Origin of the sequence: Rhodovulum sp. MB263 (assembly GCF_002073975.1) — a bacterium.
GTDB lineage: Bacteria > Pseudomonadota > Alphaproteobacteria > Rhodobacterales > Rhodobacteraceae > Rhodovulum.
In genome coordinates this window covers 1,693,846-1,717,330 of the sequence record NZ_CP020384.1, presented here as the reverse complement: position 1 = coordinate 1,717,330, position 23,485 = coordinate 1,693,846, and the positions used below count along the sequence as shown (strand labels likewise).

Sequence of the window (23,485 nt, the reverse complement as noted above, 5' to 3'; positions counted from 1 at the left end):
CCATGCGCCCGCCCCGGACCCTCCTTCTCGATCTCGACGACACGCTGCTGACCGCCTACCGCCAGCCCGAGCGGACCTGGGCCGCGATCATCGCCGAGCATGCCGATGCGCTGGGCGAGCATTCGACCCGCTGGGTCACCGCCGAGGTGCTGGACCGGGTGCTGAGCTTCCTGTCGGACGAGGAGGGCCGCAAGCTCTGGCGGCTCGAGGGCGACGCGACCCGGCGGCGGGTGGTGCGCTCTGCCTTCCACCGCCTGAACCTCGCCCGGCCGCGCGGCTCGGACCCGCTGCACGGGATCGATGCCGACCGCATCGCCGACCGGTTCGAGACCTATCTCGAAGAGGCGATCACGCTGAAACCGGGGGCGCGCGAGATGCTGGCCGCGCTTCTTGCGCGGGGGCTGCGGCTGGGACTTCTGACCAATGGTTCGGGGGCCCGGCAGCGCGCCAAGATCGCGCGCTTCGGGCTTGCGCCCTTCTTCGGGGCGATCCAGATCGAGGAGGAGGCAGGCTTCGGCAAACCCGATCCACGCGCCTATCTGCGCCTGCTGGCCCGGCTCGACACCGCGCCGGGCGATGCCTGGATGCTGGGCGACGATCCGGTCTGGGACGTCACCGCCCCCGCCGCGCTGGGCCTCACCGCGATCTTCTATGACGAGACCGGCCGGGCGCCCTGGCCCCCGGGCGCCGCCGCCCGGATCGCGCGGCTCGACGCCCTTCCGGGTCTGCTCGGGCAGGGTCCGGCAAGGGCCGGTAAGCCCCGCCGGATCAGGCCTTAGCGGGATGATGCGGGGCGTCTGCCCCGACGCAACCCGGCGTCGCGCGCCATTCGGGGCCGAACAGCACCGGTCCGGCGAAGAAGCAGATCGAGGGCAGTTCGGCCGGCGCGGGGCCGAACGCCACCCGCGGCACGAAGGGCGGCAGGTCCCAGACCGCGCCCGCATCGCGCAACGCCTGCCAGCGCGCCTCGAGCTCGGGCGCCCCGAAGACCAGATCGACCCCGCCCGCCGCGCCACGCTCGAAGCGCGGCCTTTGCGGGGTGATCGCGATCCGGTGGGGATCGGGCGCGAAGACCTTCAGGCCCCAGTCGACCGGCGCGAGACTGTGGGCCAGCGTCACATGGGGATCGTCGGGCATTGTACCGAGCCCGAGCTGGCGCAGGACCGGACGCAGAATCTCGCGATTGAGGATCGAGCGGCGCAGGTGCAGGGGGTGGACGCCGCTATGCGTCTCGCGCTGGGCAGCAAAGGGACAGCGGCCGGCGGTATGGTCCATGGGGCGCTCCTTTTCCGACTCGCACCATGCGCCTCGGACAGGGGGATCATGGATGCGATAAATCGCCCCGTTTCAAGCGAAAGATCCGGTCCCGGGCGGGCCCCGGCGCATCCGCCGCGCAAAGGCCGCGGCCTCGGCCAGACGCTCGGGATCGAGCCCGGTCGAGAGCCCGAGGGCCGCGAGCCGCGCCGCCACCCGCTCGGTCGCGACATTGCCGGGCGCCCCCGGGGCGAAGGGACAGCCGCCAAGCCCGCCCGCAGCGGCATCGAAGACCCGCAGCCCGGCCTCGAGCGCAACCTCGATATTGGCGATGGCCCGGCCGCCGGTATCATGGAAATGCCCCGCGAAACAGTCGGGCGGGGCGAGCGCCAGAACCGCGCGCAGCAGAGCCCCCACCGTTTCGGGCGTCGCCCTGCCGAGGGTATCGCCAAGGCTGATCTCGTAGCAGCCAAGCGCCAGCAGACGCTCTGCCAGCGCCGCGACCGCCCCGGGCGGGGTCGGGCCGTCATAGGGGCAGTCGGTCACGCAGGAGATATACCCCCGCATCGGCAGCCCGTCGGCCCGCGCGGCGTCGGCCACAGGGGCAAAACGGCAAAGGCTCTCATCGACCGAGGCGTTGATATTGGCGCGGCTGAACCCCTCGGAGGCCGAAGCGAAGATCGCGATCTCGTCGGCCCCGGCGGCACGGGCCCGCTCATAGCCGCGGATATTGGGGGTGAGCGCGGCATAGCGCAGGCCCGGCGCCCGGCGGATGCCCGCCAGAACCTCGGCGCCATCGGCCATCTGCGGCACCCGTTCGGGTCGCACGAAGCTTGCCGCCTCGATCCGGCGAAACCCCGCTTGGCTCAGCAGGTCGATCAGCGCAATCTTCTCGGCGACCGCGATCGCGCGGGGCTCGTTCTGCAGCCCGTCGCGCGGGCCGACCTCGAAGATCTCGACCCGCTCAGCCATCGCCCTCCTCCGGCATGAGCCGGACCAGCGCCGCCCCGGCCTCGACCTGGGCGCCGGGTGCGACCAGCACCTCGGCCACCAGCCCCGCGCGGGGCGCCGCAAGCATGTGTTCCATCTTCATCGCCTCGAGCACGGCCAGCGGCTGGCCGGCGGCGACGTGGTCGCCTTCGGCCACGGACAGAGTCTTGAGAAGCCCCGGCATCGGCGCCTCGATCACATCGGCCCCCGTCCCCGCCGCCGCCGCGCGATCGAGCGGATCGACCGGGATGAAAGAGAAGGTCCCGCCGGCCCCGGCAAAGACATGGATTTGGCCGCCCGCCTGCCGCACCGACCCGGCCGCGGCGCCGTCGATCCGCCAGCCATCGGGGCTGCGACGGGCCTCGAGCAGGGTCTCGCCGATTTCGACGCGCGCGCTGTCCGTCCCCTCGAACAGCAGCGTGCCGGTGACGTCCTCGCCGTCGCGGCCGAGGGTCACGGCCCGCCGGAGCGGCGCCCAGAGGGTGAAGCCCGCAAGCGGGTCCCGGGAAGACTCTGCCGCGGCAAGAAGGGCTGCGGCGACGATCCGGGGACCGGGCCCGGGCCCGGCGGCAAGGCTGTCGAGATCGCGCTCGATGAGCCCGGTATCGACCTCGCCCCGGCCAAAGCCCGGATGCCGGGCAAGGCGCCCGAGAAAGGCCAGGTTGGTCGTCGTGCCCGCGATCTGCATGTCATCGAGCGCTCGGGCCAGCCGGTTCAGCGCGACCGCGCGGGTCGGGCCATGGGCAATGATCTTGGCGATCATCGGGTCATACCACGGGCTGACCGTGTCGCCCCTTCGCACGCCGGTATCGGCCCGGATGCCTTGCGGGAATTCCAGATGCGCCAGCGTGCCGGTGGCGGGCAGGAAACCGGCTGCCACGTCCTCGGCATAAAGCCGGGCCTCGAAGGCATGGCCCCTGAGCGGGATCCGGTCCTGCGTCAGCGGCAGGCCCTCGCCGGCCGCGATCCGGAACTGCCATTCCACCAGATCGAGCCCGGTCACGGCCTCGGTCACCGGATGTTCGACCTGCAACCGCGTGTTCATCTCCATGAACCAGAACCGGTCGGGGCGGAGCCCGTCCGAGGCATCGACGATGAACTCGACCGTGCCCGCACCGCGATAGCCGATGGCGCGGGCCGCGCGCACTGCGGCCGCGCCCATGGCCGCGCGCATCTCGGGCGTCATGCCGGGCGCCGGGGCCTCCTCGATGACCTTCTGGTGGCGGCGCTGGAGCGAACAGTCGCGTTCGTAGAGGTGAACCGCCTCCCGGCCATCGCCGAAGACCTGGACCTCGATATGGCGGGGGCGCTCGATCAGCTTCTCGATCAGGACGGCCCGGTTGCCGAAGGCGGTCTGCGCTTCGGATCGGGCCGACGCGAGCGCGGCGGCGAAATCGGCCGGATGCGTGACCTTGCGCATGCCCTTGCCGCCGCCGCCCGCCACGGCCTTGATCAGCACCGGCCAGCCGATGGCCTCGGCCGCGCCTTCGAGATGGGCATCGTCCTGATCGGCACCGTGATAGCCCGGCACGACGGGCACGCCCGCCTGCTCCATCAAGGCCTTGGCGGCGTCCTTCAGGCCCATGGCCCGGATCGCCCTGGCCGAGGGGCCGATGAAGGTGAGGCCAGCAGCTTCGACCGCCTCGACGAAATCGGGGTTTTCCGAGAGGAACCCGTAGCCCGGATGGATCGCCTCGGCCCCGGTTTTCAGCGCGGCCTCGATGATCCGGTCGGCGCGGAGGTAGCTGTCGGCAGGCGCGGGCGCGCCGATCGCGACGGCCTCGTCGGCCATGGCCACATGGGCGGCACCGGCATCCGCCGTCGAGTGGACGGCGACGGTCGTCATGCCGAGGCGGCGGGCGGTGGCGGCGATCCGGCAGGCGATCTCGCCGCGATTGGCGATCAGGATCTTGCGGAACATGGCGTGCCTTTCGTGGCTGTCGTCGCGGCGGGGGGCCAGCCCCCCGCACCCCCCGGGGTATTTCGGCCAGGAAGAAGGAGCATGGCGCTACATCCTGAAGAGGCCGAAGCGGGTGTCGGGGATCGGCGCATTGAGGGCGGCCGAAAGCGAGAGGGCAAGGACCTGCCGGGATTTGCGCGGATCGATGATGCCGTCATCCCAAAGCCGGGCCGAGGCATAGAGCGGGTGGCTCTGGGTCTCGAACATCTCGACCGTGGGGCGCCTGAAAGCGGCTTCGTCCTCTGCCGACCAGCTGCCGCCCGCCCGTTCGATGGCATCGCGTTTCACGGTCGCGAGAACGCCCGCGGCCTGTTCGCCGCCCATGACCGAGATGCGGGAATTGGGCCAGGTCCAGAGAAAGCGGGGCGAATAGGCCCGACCCGCCATGCCGTAATTGCCCGCTCCGAAGCTGCCGCCGACCAGCATGGTGATCTTGGGGACCGCAGCCGTCGCGACCGCCGTCACCATCTTGGCGCCATGCCGCGCGATGCCCTCGTTCTCGTATTTGCGTCCGACCATGAAGCCGGTGACATTCTGCAGGAAGACAAGAGGCGTGCCGCGCTGGGCGCAGAGTTCGATGAAATGCGTCCCCTTCTGCGCGGCCTCGGAGAAGATCACGCCGTTATTGGCCACGATCCCGACGGGGCAGCCCATGACATGGGCGAAGCCGGTGACGAGGGTTTCGCCGAAGCGGGGCTTGAACTCGTCGAAGCGCGAGCCGTCGGTGAGCCGCGCGATCACCTCGCGGATATCATAGGGCGTGCGCGGATCGGCGGGGACGACGCCGAGGATCTCTTCGGGATCGCAGGCCGGGTCTTCGGGCGTTTCCCAGCGGACGGTATGCGGCCTCTCGCGGTTCAGATGCCGGACGGCCCGGCGGGCCAGCGCCAGCGCATGGGCGTCGTCTTCGGCCAGATAGTCGGCCACGCCCGACAGCCTTGTATGAACATCGCCGCCGCCCAGATCCTCGGCCGAGACAATCTCGCCGGTGGCCGCCTTCACCAGCGGCGGACCGGCGAGAAAGATCGTGCCCTGATCGCGGACGATGATGGTGACATCGGACATCGCGGGCACATAGGCGCCGCCCGCCGTGCAGGAGCCCATGACGACGGCGATCTGCGGGATGCCCGCGGCCGACATCCGGGCCTGGTTGTAGAAGATGCGGCCGAAATGGTCGCGGTCGGGAAAGACCTCGTCCTGGTTGGGCAGGTTGGCCCCGCCGGAATCGACGAGATAGAGGCAGGGCAGATGGCACTCGGCCGCGATCTCCTGGGCACGGAGGTGCTTTTTCACCGTCATCGGGTAATAGGTGCCGCCCTTCACCGTGGCGTCATTGGCCAGAACCATGACCTCCTGGCCCTCGATCCGGCCGATCCCGGCGATGACTCCGGCGCAGGGCGCCGCGCCCTCATAAAGCCCATGGGCGGCGGTCGCCCCGATTTCCAGAAACGGGCTGCCCGGATCGAGCAGATTGGCGACCCGCTCGCGCGGAAGCATCTTGCCACGGGCGACATGGCGGGCGCGCGCCGCCTCGCCCCCGCCCGCAGCGGCGCTCGCCGCGGCCTCGGCCACCTCGCGCAGCGCCGCCAGATGGGCCGCGCGATTGGCCCGGAACCCATCGGATGCCGGCAAAACGGCGGATCTCAGACGCATCGCGTGTCCTCCGCGCACCATTGTATGCCACGCCATACTGCGACTTGATACAAGTCAAAGAAATCCATGCCATTCCGCCCCAAGGACCGAGAGTGATTCAAATTCTAAGGAACGATGCAATGAAGACCTCCCTGCTTGCCATTGCCCTGACCGCAACCGCTCTGGCCGGATCCGCCGCCGATGCGCAGTCGAAAGGCGACTGGACCTTCGGGCTCGGGCTTGGCTATGTGTCTCCGAAGTCGGACAATGGCACCCTCGCGGGCGCCGAGTCGCATGTCGGCGACAATGCCCGCCCGACCCTGACCTTCGAGTATTTCTTCGCCGATAACTGGGGCATCGAGGTGCTGGGCGCCCTGCCCTTCAAGCACAACATCAATATCGACGGCGTCGGCAAGGCCGATACGCTGCAACTGCCGCCGGTGGTGTCGCTGCAATATCACTTCGTCAACAGCAGCTCGGTCACGCCCTTCCTCGGCGCCGGTCTGAACTACACCACCTTCTGGGACACGGACAGCGCGCTTGGCAAAGTCGATATCGAGGATTCCTGGGGCCTCGCGCTGCATGCCGGTCTCGACTACGCCATCGACGAGCGCCACTCGATCCGGACCGATGTGCGCTGGATCGACATCGACAGCGACGTCAAGCTGAATGGCGGCAAGATCGGCACCGCCCATATCGACCCCTGGGTCTTCGGCGTTTCCTATATCTGGAAGTTCTGATCCTGCCAGAACGTCCCCGCCCATGCCCGGTTCAGGCCGGGCACGGGCCCCGAAGGCCCGGCCCCAGACCGGGGCGCCGCGCGATGCAGGCCCCGCGACACCCGAAGACCGGTTTACTTGTTTTCCATGTAGCTGACCGCGCTTTCCATGAACAGCGCACGGGCGGCGATCTGCTTCATCGTGCAGCCTGCGGCCGCGGTCGTGCGGTAGGGCGTGCCCCGGCGCATCATCGCCTCGACCCAGCAACGGGTTTTCTGCCAACTGTTCCATTGCTCCTGTTCGTCCCTGAGGTCCTGCACCATGGTCGCATGCAGGGGTTCGCCCTCGGCCCTGGCAAAGTCCGCATCGGCGGCCTCGGCCAGCCCGAGCAGATGCTCATAGGCGCTGTCCATCCGCGCCTTCCAGTATTCGCCCTCGGCCTGCTGGCAAGCGGCGATATCGCTCACGGAGGGCGACTTCATCTTCTGGAAACAGGCGCGGGCGGAGTCGCCCACACAGGCGATGTCGGCGCCATGCATCTTCTGCTTTTTCATGCAGGCCAGCGTGGCATCGGGCGTGAAATCGTATTGCTGGGCCAGCGCGGGAGTGGTCGCGGCCAGCACGGCGGCGAGGATCAGGGGCAGTCGCATCTGGATCACCTTCTAAAGTTGAGTCTGTGACTCTCATTTAGACCATCGCCTTCATCAATTCACGTCCCACCAGCATCCGCCGGATCTCGGATGTGCCCGCGCCGATCTCCATCAGCTTGGCATCGCGAAACAGGCGCGCGACCGCGCTGTCGGCCAAAAATCCAGCCCCCCCCATGGCTTGCACCGCCTGATGCGCCTGTTTCATTGCCTCTTCCGAGGCATAGAGCACGCAGGCCGCCGCATCCTGCCGCGTCACCTGGCCGCGATCACAAGACCGTGCAACGGCATAGACATAGGCCCGGGCCGAATTCATCGCCGTGTACATGTCGGCGATCTTGCCCTGCATCAGCTGAAAGCTTCCGACCGGCTGACCGAACTGCTTGCGGTCGCGCATGTAGGGCATGATCTCGTCGAGACAGGCGGCCATGATGCCGGTGCCGATGCCCGCCAGCACCACGCGCTCGTAATCGAGGCCCGACATCAGCACCCGTACGCCCTTGCCCTCCTCGCCCAGCACATTCTCGAAGGGGACCTCGACATCCTCGAAGATCAGCTCGGCCGTGTTCGATCCGCGCATGCCGAGCTTGTCGAAATGGGGCGAGGTCGAGAACCCCGCCATGGTCTTCTCGACGATGAAGGCGGTGATGCCCCTCGGGCCGGCCTCGGGGTCGGTCTTGGCATAGACGACCAGCGTGTCGGCATCCGGGCCGTTGGTGATCCAGTATTTCGTGCCGTTGAGACGGTAATGGCCGTTCCGCCTCTCGGCGCGGAGCTGCATCGAGACCACGTCCGAGCCCGCCCCCGCCTCGGACATCGCCAGCGCACCGACCTGAGCGCCCGAGATCAGCGCGGGCAGGTACCTGCGCTTCTGGTCTTCGGTGCCGTTCAGCTTGATCTGGTTCACGCAGAGGTTCGAATGCGCGCCATAGCTCAGCGAGACGCTTGCCGAGGCGCGGGCGATTTCCTCGATCGCTATGACATGGGCCAGATAGCTCATGCCGGCGCCGCCATACTCCTCGGGCACGGTGATGCCCAGCAGGCCCAGCTCGCCCATTTCGCGCCAGAGCGCGGCCGGAAAGACATTGTCGCGGTCGATTTCGGCAGCCATCGGCCGGATCCGCTCCTGCGCCCAGCGATGCACCATGTCGCGCAGCGCGCGGGTGTCGTCGTCGAGATCGAATTCCATCGTCGCGGTGAACATCGCCCGGGCTCCTCCCTCCCCAGCTTATTGAACGATTGTTCATTAAATAGCACCGGCCGGGGTGCGGCGTCAATCGCTGTGGCAATGCGCGACGGGATGCCTACCTTTGGCAGGACATCAGAAGATGAGGATCGCCCCATGCCCCGCCCCGCCCTGCTTGCCGCGCTTGTCGCCGTTCTGCCCCTCACCGCCCAGGCCGACGAGGTCGGGCGGGTCGGGGTCGACTGGACCGGCAATGACATCGTGATCGAGGCGATCCAGGATCCCGAGGTTGCCGGGGTGACCTGCCATGTCGCCTATTTCTCGCGCTCGGTGCTGGACCGGCTGAGCCAGGGCAACTGGTTCGAGGACCCGTCGAATGCCTCGATCGCCTGCCGCCAGACCGGCCCGATCGAGATCGGCGATATCGACCGCAGCCCGGATGGCGAGGAGGTGTTCCGCCAGAGCCGGTCGCTGGTGCTGAAATCGATAAGGATCAAGCGGATCTTCGACGAGACAAACCAGACGCTGATCTATCTGGCCCATGCGCGTGAGCTGAGCGAGGGCTCGGCCAAGATGTCGATCTCGACCGTGCCGCTGTTCAATTCCGTCCAGCGCTGACGCCGCGCATCCCGCTCTGGCCGAAAGGTGCCGCCCCGCCCGCAAGGGGGCGTGGCCGGACGCTGCCCGCGCTACCGGTAGAGCGAGGCCATCAGCCGTTCCGGCGCTGCGATCGGCCCCTCGCCCGTCAGCAGCCCAGCATAGGACGGGTTGGCCAGCAGGCTCGCCAGAGAGACCGGACGGCCGTTCACGAAGGCGGTCTGGCTGACCAGCCGCACGCCATGGCTGTAATCGGAATAATAGGCACCATGGACCGTGCTGAGCGGCTGGATGGGGTGACCGTCGGGCGTGTGCCAGCCATAGATCGCGACCCGGCCGGGATGGCTGCGCAGCCGGTTGGTCAGCACCAGATCCTTCTTCTGGCCCGCGGTCAGCTGCCCCTCGCGGCCGCCGGTCTGGCTTTCGACGGTGCGGTTGTGCTGCAGGAAATAACGGGTCGAGCTCATCTGCGCCCCGGGATCCATCGGCCGCGGCGCCAGCCGCATCCGCGCCTGACCATAGATCGCGTCGACCATCCGCGTGGTCGGCAGCAGAAAGCCGAACCGGTCGGCGATCCGCGCCGCCGCAGGCAGGCCCATCGGCACCCGCACAAAATCGGCATCGCTGCCCAGCGCCAAATAATCAGGCGTGACGCAGATGGTCACATCGGCACGGCTGCCATCGGCCAGTCGCCCCGAGACCCGGACCGGGGTCAGTTCGCGCAGGAAATGCGGGATATTGCCCGCAAGCGCCTGCTGCACGATCAGCGCATCGCGGTCTCCGCCATGCAGGCTATCCATCCGCGCGCCGATCGCGCTTCCGGAAAGAGCGCCCCGCGGCCGGCCCGGAATGCCGCGGGCCAGCCGCACCGAGCAGCCATTGGCGCCGCGCGCGATATCGGTATGGGCGAAGGGTTCGGCCCTGGGCGTAGCCAGGTCGCGGCTGTCCGGCACCAACGCACCGCGGGCCAGCCGGGCAAGGGCCGCGGGACGGGTCTGCGGCCGCAGCGAGGCCTCGAGGCCTTGCGCGTCGACGGCGGCCTCGGCCTCGACCTCGGCGCCTGCAGGCGGAACGGGGCTGGCCGCCAAAGCCAGCTCGATCCCGGCAGCGGGCACGAGACTTGCACCGGAAAGACCCTCGGCCAGTTCGAGCGGACGGGACTGAGGACGGACCTGAGCACGGGCCAAGGCGACCGCTGTCGCCGGACCGGACATGGGCGCAGGCAGGCCATCGGGGCGCGGCTGCGGCCGGTCGGAGGCCTGGGCGATGACGGTCACGGGCGCGGCGCTTTCTGCGGTGGCTGGGCGTGGACGCGGGCGGCGCAAATCGCTGCCCGTCAGCGGACGCTGCTGCGGCCGGAGCCCGGCAAGGTCATCGCCGCCGGCCGCGGCCCCCGAGCGGGCGGGCGGCACGATCCGGGGTGCGCCCGCGAAGACCTGTCCCCCTGCCGCCAGCAAGGCGCGGGCCGCCTGCCGGCCCTGCTCGGCGCGGGCCTCGGTCACGACACCGATCCCGTCAGCGGGAAGCGGCGCGGCGGCCGGACGCGCGATGGCCGCCGGACGCGGCGCCGGATCGTCCGGAATGGCGGCCTCGTCCCCGGCCCCGGCCATCAGAACGGCGCCATCGACCGGCGTCGCATCGCGATCGAGTGCAAAGGCGGCAACCGGAGCCCGGTTCGCTTCATCCGGCGCCGGCTGTACCGCCAGCACCGTGACCAGCCCCGTGACGGCGGCGATGGCGACAGCCAGGGCGGGGACGACCAGGACCGGCGCGCGGAGCGCGAGCTCCGGAACTGACAATGGCAGCTTCGAGGCGCGACGGTGCGTCGACGTCTCGGCCTTGCCCTTCTGGGTGTGATCGGGGGTCATGGCGATTCCCTAGCCGCAGTCTGATTGACCGACAAGCTGGCCGATTGACCTTGAAACAGGGTAAACGGGTTTTACGGCGAGAAACCGCCCAGAATGCAAGGACCCTTCGTAACAAACCGGCAGAAACACGCCTGTTTTGCCGAACCGGACCCGCGGCTGTCCCATCGGGCCCCGCGCCCTCCCCCGCCGCAGCGTTTACCTTGCCGCAACAGAACCCTGCCTTTGTCGGGATGACGCCCTCGAATGGCCTTTGCCCTGCGGGCTCAGAATTCGAAATCCGGCAGACTGTCGAGCGCGGATTTCAGGGCCTCGCCCCAGCCGGTCGAGATCCGCTCGAAATAGGCGTCCTGCGGATCGATCCGGATGCGACGGCCAAGCTGCAGGCTGTCGGTCTCGTAGATCTGCAGATCGAAGGGCATGCCCACCGAGAGATTGGCCTTGAGCGTGGAATCGAAGCTGACCAGCATCAGCTTGACCATCTTCTCGAAGCTCATGCCCGGATCATAGGCCCGCACCAGGATGGGTCGGCCATATTTGGTTTCGCCGATCTGGAAGAAGGGCGTGTCGCTGCCGGCCTCGATGAAATTGCCCTCGGGATAGATCAGGAACAGCCGCGGCGCACCGCCCTTGATCTGGCCGCCGAGGATCAGCGTCGCATTGAAAGAGGCATCGGCCCGCTGGCCGACATCGGCATGGGCGGCGATCACGTCCTTCAGCGTGGCGGCCACCAGCCGCGCCGCCTGGAACATCGAGGGCACCTCGAACAGCGAGGGATCGCGCTCGACATGGGCCTTGGTGCGCTCGTCGAGGATCGAGACCACGGATTGGGTGGTGGCCAGGTTGCCCGCGGTCATCAGCACCAGCGCCCGGTCGCCGGGCTTTTCCCAGGTGAACATCTTGCGGAAGGTCGAGATGTTGTCGACGCCGGCATTGGTGCGGGTATCCGACATCATCACCAGCCCGCGCTCGAGCATCACCCCCACACAATAGGTCATTGCCGTCCCAGTCCCCGCATCCGCGCGCCAGCGCTATTGCTGGGCCACCTCGATCTCGACCGACAGCGCCTCGCCGCTGCCGCCAAGGCGCGAGCCGGTCACCGGCGCGGCCTCGGCATAATCGAGGCCGGTCGCGACCCGGACATAGCGCCCGTCCGGCGACATCTCGTTCGACACATCGAACCCGACCCAGCCCAGGCCCTCGACATGCGCCTCGGCCCAGGCATGACTCGCCTCGTGCTGGACGTCGTCGGTCATCAGATAGCCCGAGACATAGCGGGCTGGAAAGCCCATCTCGCGGGCGCAGGCGACAAAGACATGGGCATGATCCTGACACACCCCCCGGCCCGCCGAGACAGCCTCCTCGGCCGACCAGTCGGGACGCGAGGCCCCGATCTCATAGCGGACCGCGCCATGCACCACCCGCAGCAGCGCATGCAGCCGGTCGAGATCGTTCTCGCCCCTCACCTCGCGCATCAGCGCCCGGCAGCCCGGCCCGGCCCGGGTCCGGGCGGTGGGATGGCGGAACAGCCAGAGCGGCGAGGGACCGCGATGCGGACCGATCACGCCCGAGGTGTCCAGCACCTCGACCTCGCCCTCGCTGCGCACCACGAGCTCGGTCACGTCCTTCTCGAAGCTGATCAGCTCGACCGTGTTGCGGTGATGGTCCTCAAAGCTCAGCTCCTTGCGACCGCCCTCGACCGTGGTCTTCCAGGCGATCACCCGCTGCTCGGGGCCGTTCTTGGGGGTCTTGCGCAATTGCTGGAGCCCGTAGATCACCGGGTCGTCGAAGGCGTAGCGCGTGGAATGGCGTATCTTCAGTCGCATCGGATCACTCGTAGAATCTGTAATCTATCTCGATCTGCCGACCGAGCTCGCTGAGCGCGCCCAGCACGTCCTGCAGGAATTCATGCAGGCCGTAATCGAAGATCGCATCGATATCATGGGCGCTGAAGCGCTGCTTGAGCACCTCGGCCAGTTCATGAGAGCGGTGGCGCGCGCCGTAGTCGAGGGCGAGATATTCGAGATTGTCGCGGATCTTGGTGACCGAGAATTCGAGGCTGCGCGGCATCTTGCGGTCGAGCACGAGGAACTGGGCGATATCGCGCGGGCTGGCCTGACTGCCATGCACCATCCGGAACCCGCCCCGCGCAGAGACCGCGCGCAGGATCGTCTCCCATTGCACATTGTCGATCGACGAGCCCACCGAATAGGTCGAGGGCAGCAGCACGTAATACTTGACGTCGAGAATGCGGGCGATGTTGTCGGCGCGTTCGAGGAATGTGCCGATCCGGGCGAAATTGAAGATGTCGTTTCGCAGCAGCGTGCCCTGCGTGGTGCCGCGCACCAGCGCGGTGCGATCCTTGATCAGGTCGATCACCGCAGGCAGGTCGCGCTCGTTCACCCGGCGCGACAGCGCCTCCCGCACCGCCATGTAACAGCCGTTCATCGCCTCCCAGACATCATGGGTCAGCGCGGTGCGGACCACGCGGGCATTCTGCCGCGCCGAGGAAATGGCCGAGAGCACCGAGGAAGGGTTCTCCTTGGCGCGCAGCATCCAGTCGATGGCACCTTCCTTGGTGACCGCCTCGTGATGGCGCTTGTAGGCCTTGGCCACGCCCCCGGTCTGCATCACCGAGCCCCATTCGTCATCGGGGCTGTCGAGCCGGGTCAGCGCGATGCGCTGGCCGGTCTCGACCAGGCGCGAGGTGTTTTCGGCCCGCTCGATATAGCGGTACATCCAGAAGAGCCCGTTTGCGGTCTTGCCCAGCATCGCGTCAGTCCTCGAGCACCCAGGTGTCCTTGGTGCCTCCGCCCTGCGACGAGTTCACCACAAGCGATCCCTTCTTCAGCGCCACCCGGGTCAGCCCGCCGGGGGTGATCTTGATGCCCGCGGGGCTGACCAGCACGAAGGGACGCAGATCGACATGCCGTGGCGCCAGCCCGTTCCGGGTGAAGATGGGAACGGTCGAGAGCGACAGCGTCGGCTGGGCGATGTAATTGCCGGGCCTGGCCTTCAGCTTGTCGCGAAAGGCCGCGATTTCCTTTCGGGTCGAGGTCGGGCCGATCAGCATGCCGTAGCCGCCAGAGCCATGCACCTCCTTGACGACCAGATCCTGCAGGTTGTCGAGCACATAGGCCAGCGCCTCGGGTTCGGAACAGCGCCAGGTCGGCACGTTCTCGAGGATCGCCTTCTCGCCGGTATAGAATTCGACGATGTCGGGCATGTAACTGTAGATCGCCTTGTCATCGGCGATGCCGGTGCCGGGCGCATTGGCGATGGTGATCCGCCCCGCCCGGTAGACATCCATGATGCCCGGGACCCCCAGCGCGCTGTCGGGATTGAAGTTCAGCGGGTCGAGATAGTCGTCGTCGACCCGGCGATAGAGCACGTCTATCGGCCGGTAGCCCTCGGTCGTGCGCATCGCGACCTTGCCTCCGACGATGCGAAGATCCTGCCCCTCGACCAGTTCCACCCCCATCTGGTCGGCCAGGAAGGCATGCTCGAAATAGGCCGAGTTGTAGATCCCTGGCGTCAGCACCGCGATGGTGGGCTTCTCGTCCACATCCGGGGGCGCACAGGCCGCCAGCGAACGGCGCAGATCGAGCGGATAGGTCTGCACCGGCTGCACCCGGTTGCGCGAGAACAGCTCGGGGAACATCTGCAGCATGGTCTCGCGGTTTTCCAGCATGTAGCTGACACCCGAGGGCGTGCGGGCATTGTCCTCCAGCACATAGAACTGGTTGTCGCCCGTACGCACCAGATCGATGCCGACGATATGGGTATAGACGCCCCCCGGCGGCTTGACCCCGATCATCTGCGGCAGGAAGGCCTCGTTGCGCGAGATCATCTCTTCGGGGATGCGGCCCGCCTTCACGATCTCCTGGCGGTGATAGATGTCATAGAGAAAGGCGTTGATCGCCTTCACCCGCTGTTCGATCCCGCGCGACAGCTTCTGCCATTCGCGCCCCGAGATGATCCGCGGGATGATGTCGAAGGGGATCAGCCGCTCCTCGGCCTCGGCCCGTCCATAGACATTGAAAGTGATGCCGGTCAGGCGAAACACCTCTTCGGCCTCGCGCTGCTTGGCGCGCAACCGGGCGATGTCCTCACCCTCGAACCACTCGTGAAAACGCTCATAGGGCGACCGCAGAACCTGTGCGCGGCCCCACATCTCGTCGAAGGTCTGGCTCTCGTTCATGGCTTAACGCTATGTCCACCCTGTGGCACCGGCAATGATTTCCCCTCACCGAACGCGCAACAAAAATGCGGATGCCTAAAATATATGCAACAACTTTAGCGAGTATTTCCAAGCCAAGGACATAGCGGAAAAACTGCAGTTGTAAAATACGGAACAGGGCCACCCGAGGCGGCCCTGTCTGTCAGGTCGCGGCAGGCTCAGTCCCGCCCGAGATGTCCGAGCCCATGCCCCGAAAGGCCGCCCGAGACCTCTTCGGTCGCCTCCGAAGCCAGTTCTCCGGGCAGCACCAGGTTCAGGACGATGGCGATCAGCGCTGCGGGCAAGAGCCCGCTGGTCATCAGGATCTGCAAGGTATCGGGCAGGTATTGCACCGCTTTCGGTTCAAGCTGCAGGCCGAGCCCGACCGACAGCGCGATCGCGAAGATCACCATGTTGCGCCGGTTCCAGTTGACATCCGACAGCATCGAGATGCCGGCGGCGACCACCATGCCGAACATGACGATCACGCCGCCGCCCAGGACCTCGATCGGGACCGTCGCGATCAGCGCGCCGACCTTGGGCACCACGCCGCAGAGGATCAGGAACAGCGCCCCGATGGTCACCACATGCCGGCTCATCACCCCGGTCATCGCGATCAGGCCCACATTCTGGCTGAAGGAGGTGTTGGGCAGCGCCCCGAAGGCACCGGCGATGGCCGTGCCCACACCATCGGCATAGGTCGCCCCCGCAATCTCGCGGTCGGTGGCCTCGCGCCCGGCACCGCCCTTGGTGATGCCCGAGACATCGCCCACGGTCTCGACCGCCGAGACCACGGCCATCAGGCAGAACCCGATGATGGCGGCGAGGCTGAAATCGACCCCGTATTTGAACGGCAGCGGCACCTCCAGCACGGCCGCGCGCTGCCAGCCGGCGCCGATACTGTCAAAGGTCACCATGCCCGTCGCGAGCGCGAAGAGATAGCCTGCCAGAATGCCCACCGCGACCGCCGAGACCGACAACAGCCCGCGCGCGAAGAATTTCAGCCCCAGCGTGACGAAGACCACGACCAGCGCCGCCGACCAGTTCAGCAGGCTGCCATATTCGGGGCTGTCGATCGCCGCGACGCCGCCCGCGGCATACTGGATGCCGACCTTGACCAGGGCGAGCCCGATCATGGTCACCACGAGCCCGGTGACAAGCGGCGGCAACGCGAAGCGGATCTTGCCGATTACCGTGCCCAGCATGGCGTGGAACAGCCCGCCGACGAAGACGCCGGTGAACAGCATCGGCAACGCCTCGACGCCTCTGCCCGCAACCAGCGGGATCATGATCGGGATGAAGGCAAAGCTCGTGCCCTGCACGATCGGCAGCCGCGCGCCCACCGGGCCCAGACCGATGGTCTGGAACAGCGTCGCGATCCCCGCAAACAGCATCGACATCTGGATCATGTAGGTCATGTCGGGGAAGCCCTCGGCCCCCGCCTCGGACCCGAAGCCGAAGCCCGCGGCCCCCGCGACGATGATCGCCGGCGTCACGTTCGAAACGAACATCGCCAGCACATGCTGGATCCCCAGCGGCACTGCCTTGTGAAGCGCAGGCGTATAGTTCGGGTCGCGCAGCTGATCCGGCGTCCCGATGGAGCTGTCTGCAGCCATCGTCGAAATCTCCCCGTCGTCGTTACTTGCCTAGCCCGGCCGCGCGCGCCTTATCGTCAGCGTCGTCTTCAGACGGACCTCTTCCAGATTGGCCCCCGCGCCGATACGGTCGATAACGGCGAAGAGCCCAGAGCCCGAAATCGGACACAACACGCCGTGCCAGACATTCCGGCCGATATTCACCCCCTGCCCCGGACCGGCAATGAAGGCCGAGGGCCGGCCCGGCCGCCCCCCTTCATCCGGCGCCACAATGACCAGAAATTCGGCATTCTGCATGGGAATGAAGCATTGCGAGCCCAACGGGTGCCGCTCCATCAGCGTGCACTCACAGGGCAGCGCCCGGATCTCGGCCTGAAACAGGCTGATCCCGGGCTGCCCGTCGACGATGTCGAGCCGGGCGAGATCGGAATAGCGGCGACAGAAGCCCTCGTTGATGAGCTTGAAATCGCCGCCGGTTTCGATGACCTCGCCGAAGGGCGCGAAACCGGCCGCGGTCAGCGGCTGGGCCTCGATCATCACAGCGCCCCGAGCGCAAGCGCCGGATGGCGGTTCACGTCCTTGTAGAGCAGATAGCGGAACCGTCCCGGCCCGCCGGCATAGCAGGCCTGCGGGCAATAGGCGCGCAGCCACATGAAATCGCCCGCCTCGACCTCGACCCAGTCGCGGTTGAGCTTGTAGACCGCCTTGCCCTCGAGCACGTAAAGCCCGTGCTCCATGATATGCGTCTCCTCGAAGGGGATCACGCCGCCCGGCTCGAAGGTGACGATATTGACATGCATGTCATGGCGCAGATCGTCCGGATCGACGAAGCGCGTGGTGGCCCAGCGCCCCTGGGTGTCGGGCATGGCATTGGGTGCGACCGCGGCCTCGTTGGTGACAAAGGCCTCGGGCGGCGCGATGCCCTCGACCGCCTGATAGCGCTTGCGCAGCCAGTGGAACCGCGCGGGCACCGTGCCCGAATTCGCGACCGTCCACCCGGAGCCCGGCGGCAGATAGGCATAGCCCCCCGCCGTCATGTGATGCGCGTGCCCGCCGAGCCTGAGATCGAGCCCGCCCTCGGTGACGAAGATCACCCCTTCGGCGCCCGGATCGGGCTCGGGCCGGTCGGACCCGCCGCCGGGGCCCACCTCCATCACATATTGCGCGAAGGTCTCGGCAAAGCCCGTCATCGGCCGCGCGATGATCCAGGCCCGCGTGCCCGTCCAATGCGGCAGATTGCTGGTGACGATGTCGCTCATCACGCCTTTGGGAATGACCGCATAGGCCTCGGTGAAGACAGCGCGGCCGGTATGCAGGACCTCCTGCCCCGGAAGCCCGCCGGTCGGGGCGTAATACTGGCTCATGGCAGGATCTCCTTCAGGCGCAGCAGCGCGATCCGTTCGACCTGACGACAGGCCTCGGCGAATTCGGCCTCGGGGGTGTTTTCAAGCCGGCGCTCGAAGGCCGCGAGGATGCCCGCCTTGTCGTGATCCTTCACCGCGATGATGAAGGGAAAGCCGAAGCGCTCGGTATAGCGGCGGTTCAGATCCTCGAAACGCGCGCGGTCCGAGTCGCTCAGCGCGTCGAGCCCGGCCGAGGCCTGCTCGGCGGTCGAGGCCTCGCTCAGCCGTTTCGCGGCCGCGAGCCTGCCCGCCAGATCCGGATGCGCCTTCAGCACCTCCAGCCGTTTCCCGGGCCCGGCCGCGCGGAACACCCGCGCCAGGGCGTTATGCAGCCCCGGCGCGCTGTCATGCGCGGGGCCAAGCTCGAGCCCGAAGGCGCCCTCGGCGATCCAGGGCGACTGTTCGAAGATGCCCCCGAACCGCGCGACGAAGCTGTCGCGGTCCATCGCCGTGGGCCGTTCCCGGACGACCGGCGGATGGACCTCCGCCCAATGCTCGGCGATGTCGATCCGCCGCGCGACCCAGACCCCGTCGAAGCCCCGGATGTAGTCGAGAAACCGCTTCAGCGCCGCCGCCCGTCCGGGCCGTCCCACCAGGCGGCAATGCAGCCCGACGGTCATCATCTTAGGCGCGCCGGCAATCCCCTCGGCATAAAGCGTATCGAAACTGTCGCGGAGATAGGCATAGAACTCGTCGCCCGAGCCATAGCCCGCCGCCACCGAAAAGCGCATGTCATTGGCATCGAGCGTATAGGGGATCACCAGCTGATGCCGGTCGCCCACGGCCATCCAGTAGGGCAGATCGTCGTCATAGGTGTCCGAGACATAGGCAAAACCGCCATCCTCGGCCGCAAGCCGCACGGTCTGCGCCGAACAGCGCCCCGTGTACCAGCCGCGCGGCGCCTCGCCCGTGACCTCGGCATGCAGCCGCCTGGCCTCGGCCATATGGGCGCGCTCTTCCTCTTCCGAGAAGTCCTTGTATTCGACCCATTTGAACCCGTGGCTGGCGATCTCCCAGCCGGCCTCCTGCATCGCGGCCACCTGTTCGGGCCCGCGCGCCAGCGCCGTCGCCACGCCATAGACCGTGACCGGCATGTCGCGCTCGGTGAACATGCGGTGAAGCCGCCAGAACCCGGCCCGGGCGCCATATTCGTACATCGACTCGATGTTCCAGTGGCGCTGGCCCGGCCAGGGCACCGCGCCCACGACCTCGGACAGGAAGGCTTCGGAGGCCGCATCGCCATGCAGGATGCAGTTCTCGCCGCCCTCCTCGTAGTTGATGACGAATTGCACGGCGATCTTGGCGCCGTTCGGCCATTGCGGGTGGGGCGGCGTCGCGCCATAGCCCCGAAGATCACGCGGATAGCGGGTCAAAAGAGGTCCTCCTTCGGATTACTTTCGCATAAACCATGAATAACGCGTCGTCTTTCAAGTATTTCCTGAAAGTCTTTCGGGGTCTTCCTTGCGGGCCGGGTTCTGCGCCATAAGGAAGCAAGCCCCATTCAGCGCGAGGACAAGATGCCCGGCTATCTGACCACCCATGTTCTGGACACCGCGACCGGGCGGCCCGCCGCCGGGCTGAAGATCGCGCTTTACCGCGTCTCTGGCAATTCCCACCGCAAGATCGCCGAGACCGAGACCAATGCCGACGGCCGCACCGATACGCCGATCCTGCCGCCCGGGACATTCAGGACCGGAACCTACGAGCTGGTCTTCTTCGCGGGCGACTATCTGGAACGAGCGGGCCTTGCGACCGGCGAGGTGAAATTCCTCGACCAGATCCCGATCCGCTTCGGCATGGAGGATGCAGAGGCGCATTACCACGTGCCGCTGCTGCTCTCGCCCTATGGCTATTCGACCTATCGCGGCAGCTGATAGATCTGCGCCCGCCGGCGCAGCGCGGCCTTGATCCGCTCGGCCATGAACTCGATGAAGAGCCGGCTTTTCGGGTCCTGGTTCTTCTTGTGGGGAAACAGGCAGGCCAGCCGGGCATCGGGGGGCGGGGTGTCTTCGCAGACCGGGATCAGCGCGCCAGAGGCCAGATGCTCGGCCACATCGAAGACGGGCTTGAGGACCACGCCACGCCCATCCAGCGCCCAGGCGGTCAGAACATCGCCATCGTCGCAGGCATAGGGACCCTTGACGTTGAAGCTCTGCGGCCCCTCGGGGGTCTGCAGCGTCCAGCGGAACTCGCGCGAGCCGGGAAACCGCAACAGAAGGCAATCATGTCCCTGCCCGATCAGGTCGGCCCCGCAGCAGGGCATTCCCCGCCGCGCGACATAGCCGGGGGACGCGCAAAGCACCCGCGCGCAATCGCCGAGCGCGCGCACCTTCAGCCCCGAATCCGGCAGATCGCCCAGCAGGAACCCCGCATCGAGCCCCTCGCCCGCCAGATCGACCCGCCGGTCCGACAGGCGCAGCCGCACATGGATGTCGGGGTAGCGGTCCTGGAACAGCACCACATTGGGCGCGATCAGCCGCCGCCCCACCCCCAGCGGCGCCGAGACGTAAAGCGAGCCGCGCGGGTGATGGGTGATCTCCTGCACCGCGGCCTCGGCCTCTTCCAGCGCCTCGAGCACCTTGACGGCCATGGGATAATAGATCCGGCCCTGCTCGGTCGGCTGGATCGAGCGGGTGGTGCGGGTGAACAGCCGGATGCCCAGATGCCGTTCCAGATCGGCGATCCGCGACGAGGCCACCGCGGCCGATACCTGCAGATCGCGCGCGGCGGCCGACATGTTGCCCAGTTCGTAGACACGCACGAACATTCGGATCGTATTGATGCTGGCCACGGGAGATTATTCGGGATTTCTTGAAGCTGATCGGGATAATCCGGAATTATCAGAAAGCCCGCCCGGCGTATAGCCTGCGCCCATCTCAAGGAGTTTGCCCATGTTCGACCTCTCGCTGGTCTGGGACTGGCTGGAATTCGCGGTGCGCTGGCTGCATGTCATCGCCGGGATCGCCTGGATCGGATCGTCCTTCTACTTCATCGCCCTCGATCTGGGGCTGACCCGATCGGGTCCGTTGCCCGCAGGCGTGCTGGGTGAGGAATGGCAAGTTCATGGCGGCGGCTTCTACCATATCCGGAAATACATGGTTGCCCCCGACCACATGCCCGAGCACCTGACCTGGTTCAAATGGGAAGCCTACTGGACGTTCCTGTCGGGGCTGGCCCTGCTGGCGCTGGTCTACTGGATGGGGGCGGATCTGTTCCTGATCGATTACGACAAGATCCAGTGGGCGCCCTGGCAGGCCATCGCGATCTCGGCCGGATCGCTGACCATCGGCTGGATCTGCTACGACCTGCTGTGCCGCAGCCCGCTGGGGCGCCGCCCGACCGCGCTGATGCTGATCCTCTTCGCGATCATCGTCGCGATGGCCTGGGGCTACACGCAGGTCTTCACCGGCCGCGCAGCACTTTTGCATCTGGGCGCCTTCACCGGCACGATCATGGTGGCCAATGTGTTTCTGGTGATCATGCCGAACCAGCGGATCGTCGTGGCCGATCTGAAGGCGGGACATACACCCGACCCGAAATACGGGGCCATCGCCAAGCTGCGCTCGACCCATAACAACTACCTGACCCTGCCGGTCATCTTCCTGATGCTCTCGAACCACTATCCGCTGGCCTTCGCGAGCCCCTATAACTGGCTGATCGCAAGCCTCGTCTTCCTGATGGGCGTGACGATCCGGCATTTCTTCAACAGCATGCATGCCCGCAAGGGCCGCCCCTGGTGGACCTGGGGCGCGACCGCGGCGCTGTTTGCCGCCATCGTGGCACTGTCGCTCTGGCCGAGCCCGGACATTGCCGCGCCCGAGACCGAGGCCGCCCTGCCCCCGCATCTGAACCGCGTGATCGCCTCGGCGGGCTTCGACGAGGTGCAGGAGATCGTCGAGAGCCGCTGCGCGATGTGCCACACCGCCCGGCCGCTCTGGCCCGGGCTCGGTCAGGCGCCGAAGGGGGTCCGGCTCGACAGCGCGACGACCCTCGCGCGCCATGCCCGGCAGGTCTACCGCCAGGCCGGACTGAGCCATGCCATGCCGCCCGGCAACGTCATGATGATGCCTCCCGAGGAACGGGCGCGCATCGTCGACTGGTATCGCGCGCTGCGCTCCGGCGCATCCTGAGCCCCCGCTCGGGCCAAGGGCGGCGGCCCGGAAACAGACCGCAGAGCCGTTTTCCGAAAGACGCCCGAGGCCGGCCGCCGCCCCGGCGTCTGCGCGTCCACGTTTTCGCTCCCGCCTTTTTCGCCCCCGTCGCCTTCGCCACCGTCGCCTTCACTCTTGCCTCCTCCGCCCCGGCCCCGGCTTACATCGGCATGGAACACCCGCCTCGATGCCACGACTGCGCCCCACCCGCCGCTGTAAGCCGTGGCCCGGTCTGTCAGACACCCGCCACGGCCTCGCCTGCCGTTCTCGCCCTGTCATGCCCGGTCGGGCCACGCCGACGAGAGGCGCCACCGCGTTCAAACTGACGGCGGCGCGGCGCCTGGCCCGAAGCACCGCCTGCTCCCCGGCAGGCTGCATGCGGGTCCGTCACGTCCTCCCGGAGCCCCCTCAGCAGATGTCCCAAGATGGCCAACGCCCGTCATCCCGGTCATTGTCGCAGCCGAAGCCGATTTTTGGGCTCGCCTCGCTTCGGGGCCTTTGCTAAACATGCGCCTGCCCCCGGCTCTCTCCCTTCCGAGAGGACCTGACCGGGCAAGCGATGCGGGTGTGGCGGAACTGGTAGACGCACCAGATTTAGGTTCTGGCGCCTTTGGCGTGGGGGTTCGAGTCCCTTCACCCGCACCATTTTGATTTTAAAGGCAAAATTGCTGAACTGGAAACGCTGACCCAGATCGAGCGGCCGAGTTTGGCAGTTTGTTAGTACTTTCCTGTTTCGTTTCCGCTCTGTTCGCGTGCTGTCTGCGCCCTTCTGGAAGCTGCTTTCTGGTTCGCCTGGGCGGTATATTTCTGAACCATCGAGAGCGTCTTGTGGCCGGTCACGGCCTGGATGTCGCGCATATCGACGCCCGCGTCGGCCAGCTGTGGCGCAGCAGTGTACCGCCAAGCGTCCGGGCCGTTTACGGCGCTGCCGCAGCACATCGGGATGAGGATATCGAGCCCGTCGTCGGTGCGGATCCAGTGGCAGCGGGTGGTGGTGAAAGCGTCAGCCATGGGCGAAATTCTCTCCGCCGAAATCGCTGCCGTCATCTGGCATTGTGGACCACGCGAGAAATGGCGTGGCCCACAATCTCGAATTTTCTTTTAAAATCCGATCTTTACTTTTGCATTGGTAGGCCCGGAGGGACTCGAACCCCCAACCAAGGCGTTATGAGCGCCCTGCTCTGACCATTGAGCTACAGGCCCGACCTGCGTCTTCACTAGCATTCCGGAGACAGGGGTCAAGTCGGAACCCGGCAGCGGCCTGGCC

22 protein-coding genes and 2 tRNA genes are annotated in these 23,485 nt (G+C 67.1%); 6 read left to right on the top strand and 18 right to left on the bottom strand.

The genetic code is table 11. From position 1 onward, the window contains the following. Positions 1 to 2 precede the first annotated feature (2 nt). Complete coding sequence (locus B5V46_RS08130) at positions 3 to 779, top strand: HAD family hydrolase (protein ID WP_080616133.1); 777 nt, start codon at positions 3 to 5, stop codon at positions 777 to 779. Here the strand turns inward: B5V46_RS08130 and B5V46_RS08125 are convergent. The 4 genes from B5V46_RS08125 to B5V46_RS08110 form a co-directional block, all read right to left on the bottom strand. Further along, positions 769 to 1,275 carry a hypothetical protein gene (locus B5V46_RS08125; protein ID WP_080616132.1) on the bottom strand — a complete coding sequence of 169 codons (507 nt, stop codon included), beginning with the start codon at positions 1,273 to 1,275 and terminating at the stop codon, positions 769 to 771. The two genes, B5V46_RS08130 and B5V46_RS08125, sit on opposite strands and share 11 nt — an antisense overlap. Positions 1,276 to 1,347: 72 nt before the next feature. Beyond that, positions 1,348 to 2,226 carry a hydroxymethylglutaryl-CoA lyase gene (locus tag B5V46_RS08120; RefSeq protein ID WP_080616131.1) on the bottom strand — a complete coding sequence of 293 codons (879 nt, stop codon included), beginning with the start codon at positions 2,224 to 2,226 and terminating at the stop codon, positions 1,348 to 1,350. Continuing rightward, complete coding sequence (locus tag B5V46_RS08115) at positions 2,219 to 4,165, bottom strand: biotin carboxylase N-terminal domain-containing protein (RefSeq protein WP_080616130.1); 1,947 nt, start codon at positions 4,163 to 4,165, stop codon at positions 2,219 to 2,221. The genes B5V46_RS08120 and B5V46_RS08115 overlap by 8 nt, the downstream gene beginning before the upstream one ends. 87 nt (positions 4,166 to 4,252) lie before the next feature. After that, positions 4,253 to 5,857: a carboxyl transferase domain-containing protein gene (locus tag B5V46_RS08110; protein WP_080616129.1), complete on the bottom strand. Its 1,605-nt coding sequence runs from the start codon at positions 5,855 to 5,857 to the stop codon at positions 4,253 to 4,255. Positions 5,858 to 5,976: 119 nt separating this feature from the next. On the opposite strand from B5V46_RS08110, the gene B5V46_RS08105 reads away from it, so the two are divergent. Next, positions 5,977 to 6,576 carry an OmpW family protein gene (locus tag B5V46_RS08105; protein ID WP_080616128.1) on the top strand — a complete coding sequence of 200 codons (600 nt, stop codon included), beginning with the start codon at positions 5,977 to 5,979 and terminating at the stop codon, positions 6,574 to 6,576. Positions 6,577 to 6,689: 113 nt separating this feature from the next. Here B5V46_RS08105 and B5V46_RS08100 read toward each other — a convergent pair whose 3' ends face one another. Then, positions 6,690 to 7,205, bottom strand: a complete 516-nt coding sequence (locus B5V46_RS08100; protein WP_080616127.1) for a lysozyme inhibitor LprI family protein — start codon at positions 7,203 to 7,205, stop codon at positions 6,690 to 6,692. Between the two features lie 37 nt (positions 7,206 to 7,242). Next, complete coding sequence (locus B5V46_RS08095; RefSeq protein WP_080616126.1) at positions 7,243 to 8,406, bottom strand: isovaleryl-CoA dehydrogenase; 1,164 nt, start codon at positions 8,404 to 8,406, stop codon at positions 7,243 to 7,245. Positions 8,407 to 8,544: 138 nt separating this feature from the next. Between B5V46_RS08095 and B5V46_RS08090 the strand changes: the two genes are divergently transcribed. Further along, a complete protein-coding gene (locus B5V46_RS08090) occupies positions 8,545 to 9,006 on the top strand; it encodes a CreA family protein (protein ID WP_080616125.1) in 462 nt (153 codons plus the stop codon). A 71-nt stretch (positions 9,007 to 9,077) separates the two neighbouring features. On the opposite strand, the gene B5V46_RS08085 is transcribed toward B5V46_RS08090, so the two are convergent. The 9 genes from B5V46_RS08085 to puuE form a co-directional block, all read right to left on the bottom strand. Continuing rightward, positions 9,078 to 10,853 (bottom strand): hypothetical protein, encoded by a 1,776-nt coding sequence (locus B5V46_RS08085; protein WP_080616124.1) that lies wholly within the window; start codon positions 10,851 to 10,853, stop codon positions 9,078 to 9,080. A 263-nt stretch (positions 10,854 to 11,116) separates the two neighbouring features. Then, positions 11,117 to 11,848: a proteasome-type protease gene (locus tag B5V46_RS08080; protein ID WP_080616123.1), complete on the bottom strand. Its 732-nt coding sequence runs from the start codon at positions 11,846 to 11,848 to the stop codon at positions 11,117 to 11,119. A gap of 33 nt (positions 11,849 to 11,881) precedes the next feature. After that, positions 11,882 to 12,676, bottom strand: coding sequence for a transglutaminase family protein (locus B5V46_RS08075; RefSeq protein ID WP_080616122.1), 795 nt, complete (start codon positions 12,674 to 12,676; stop codon positions 11,882 to 11,884). Between the two features lie 4 nt (positions 12,677 to 12,680). Then, on the bottom strand, positions 12,681 to 13,622 hold the full coding sequence (locus B5V46_RS08070; protein WP_080616121.1) for an alpha-E domain-containing protein: 942 nt from the start codon (positions 13,620 to 13,622) through the stop codon (positions 12,681 to 12,683). Positions 13,623 to 13,626: 4 nt separating this feature from the next. Further along, positions 13,627 to 15,051: a circularly permuted type 2 ATP-grasp protein gene (locus tag B5V46_RS08065; RefSeq protein ID WP_080616120.1), complete on the bottom strand. Its 1,425-nt coding sequence runs from the start codon at positions 15,049 to 15,051 to the stop codon at positions 13,627 to 13,629. A 197-nt stretch (positions 15,052 to 15,248) separates the two neighbouring features. Then, the gene (locus tag B5V46_RS08060; protein ID WP_080616119.1) at positions 15,249 to 16,685 is read right to left on the bottom strand and encodes a uracil-xanthine permease family protein; all 1,437 of its coding nucleotides are present in this window, start codon (positions 16,683 to 16,685) and stop codon (positions 15,249 to 15,251) included. Positions 16,686 to 16,715: 30 nt separating this feature from the next. Beyond that, positions 16,716 to 17,201 carry an ureidoglycolate lyase gene (locus B5V46_RS08055; protein WP_080616118.1) on the bottom strand — a complete coding sequence of 162 codons (486 nt, stop codon included), beginning with the start codon at positions 17,199 to 17,201 and terminating at the stop codon, positions 16,716 to 16,718. Next, positions 17,201 to 18,028 (bottom strand): bifunctional allantoicase/(S)-ureidoglycine aminohydrolase, encoded by an 828-nt coding sequence (locus tag B5V46_RS08050; protein WP_080616117.1) that lies wholly within the window; start codon positions 18,026 to 18,028, stop codon positions 17,201 to 17,203. Before B5V46_RS08050 ends, B5V46_RS08055 begins: the two co-directional genes overlap by 1 nt. Then, positions 18,025 to 19,440 (bottom strand): allantoinase PuuE, encoded by a 1,416-nt coding sequence (gene puuE / locus B5V46_RS08045; protein ID WP_080616116.1) that lies wholly within the window; start codon positions 19,438 to 19,440, stop codon positions 18,025 to 18,027. The genes B5V46_RS08050 and puuE overlap by 4 nt, the downstream gene beginning before the upstream one ends. 144 nt (positions 19,441 to 19,584) lie before the next feature. Here puuE and uraH point away from each other — a divergent pair, with 144 nt between their 5' ends. After that, positions 19,585 to 19,941, top strand: coding sequence for a hydroxyisourate hydrolase (gene uraH, locus B5V46_RS08040; protein WP_080616115.1), 357 nt, complete (start codon positions 19,585 to 19,587; stop codon positions 19,939 to 19,941). Here the strand turns inward: uraH and B5V46_RS08035 are convergent. Further along, a complete protein-coding gene (locus tag B5V46_RS08035) occupies positions 19,926 to 20,834 on the bottom strand; it encodes a LysR family transcriptional regulator (RefSeq protein WP_369822824.1) in 909 nt (302 codons plus the stop codon). The genes uraH and B5V46_RS08035 overlap by 16 nt on opposite strands. Before the next feature lie 124 nt (positions 20,835 to 20,958). Here B5V46_RS08035 and B5V46_RS08030 point away from each other — a divergent pair, with 124 nt between their 5' ends. Next, positions 20,959 to 22,197, top strand: coding sequence for a urate hydroxylase PuuD (locus B5V46_RS08030; protein WP_080616113.1), 1,239 nt, complete (start codon positions 20,959 to 20,961; stop codon positions 22,195 to 22,197). A 582-nt stretch (positions 22,198 to 22,779) separates the two neighbouring features. Then, positions 22,780 to 22,863, top strand: a tRNA-Leu gene (locus tag B5V46_RS08025). A gap of 72 nt (positions 22,864 to 22,935) precedes the next feature. Here the strand turns inward: B5V46_RS08025 and B5V46_RS08020 are convergent. Then, positions 22,936 to 23,229 (bottom strand): tyrosine-type recombinase/integrase, encoded by a 294-nt coding sequence (locus tag B5V46_RS08020; protein WP_231119266.1) that lies wholly within the window; start codon positions 23,227 to 23,229, stop codon positions 22,936 to 22,938. Positions 23,230 to 23,345: 116 nt separating this feature from the next. Next, positions 23,346 to 23,421: transfer RNA gene (locus B5V46_RS08015), tRNA-Ile, on the bottom strand. Positions 23,422 to 23,485 lie beyond the last annotated feature (64 nt).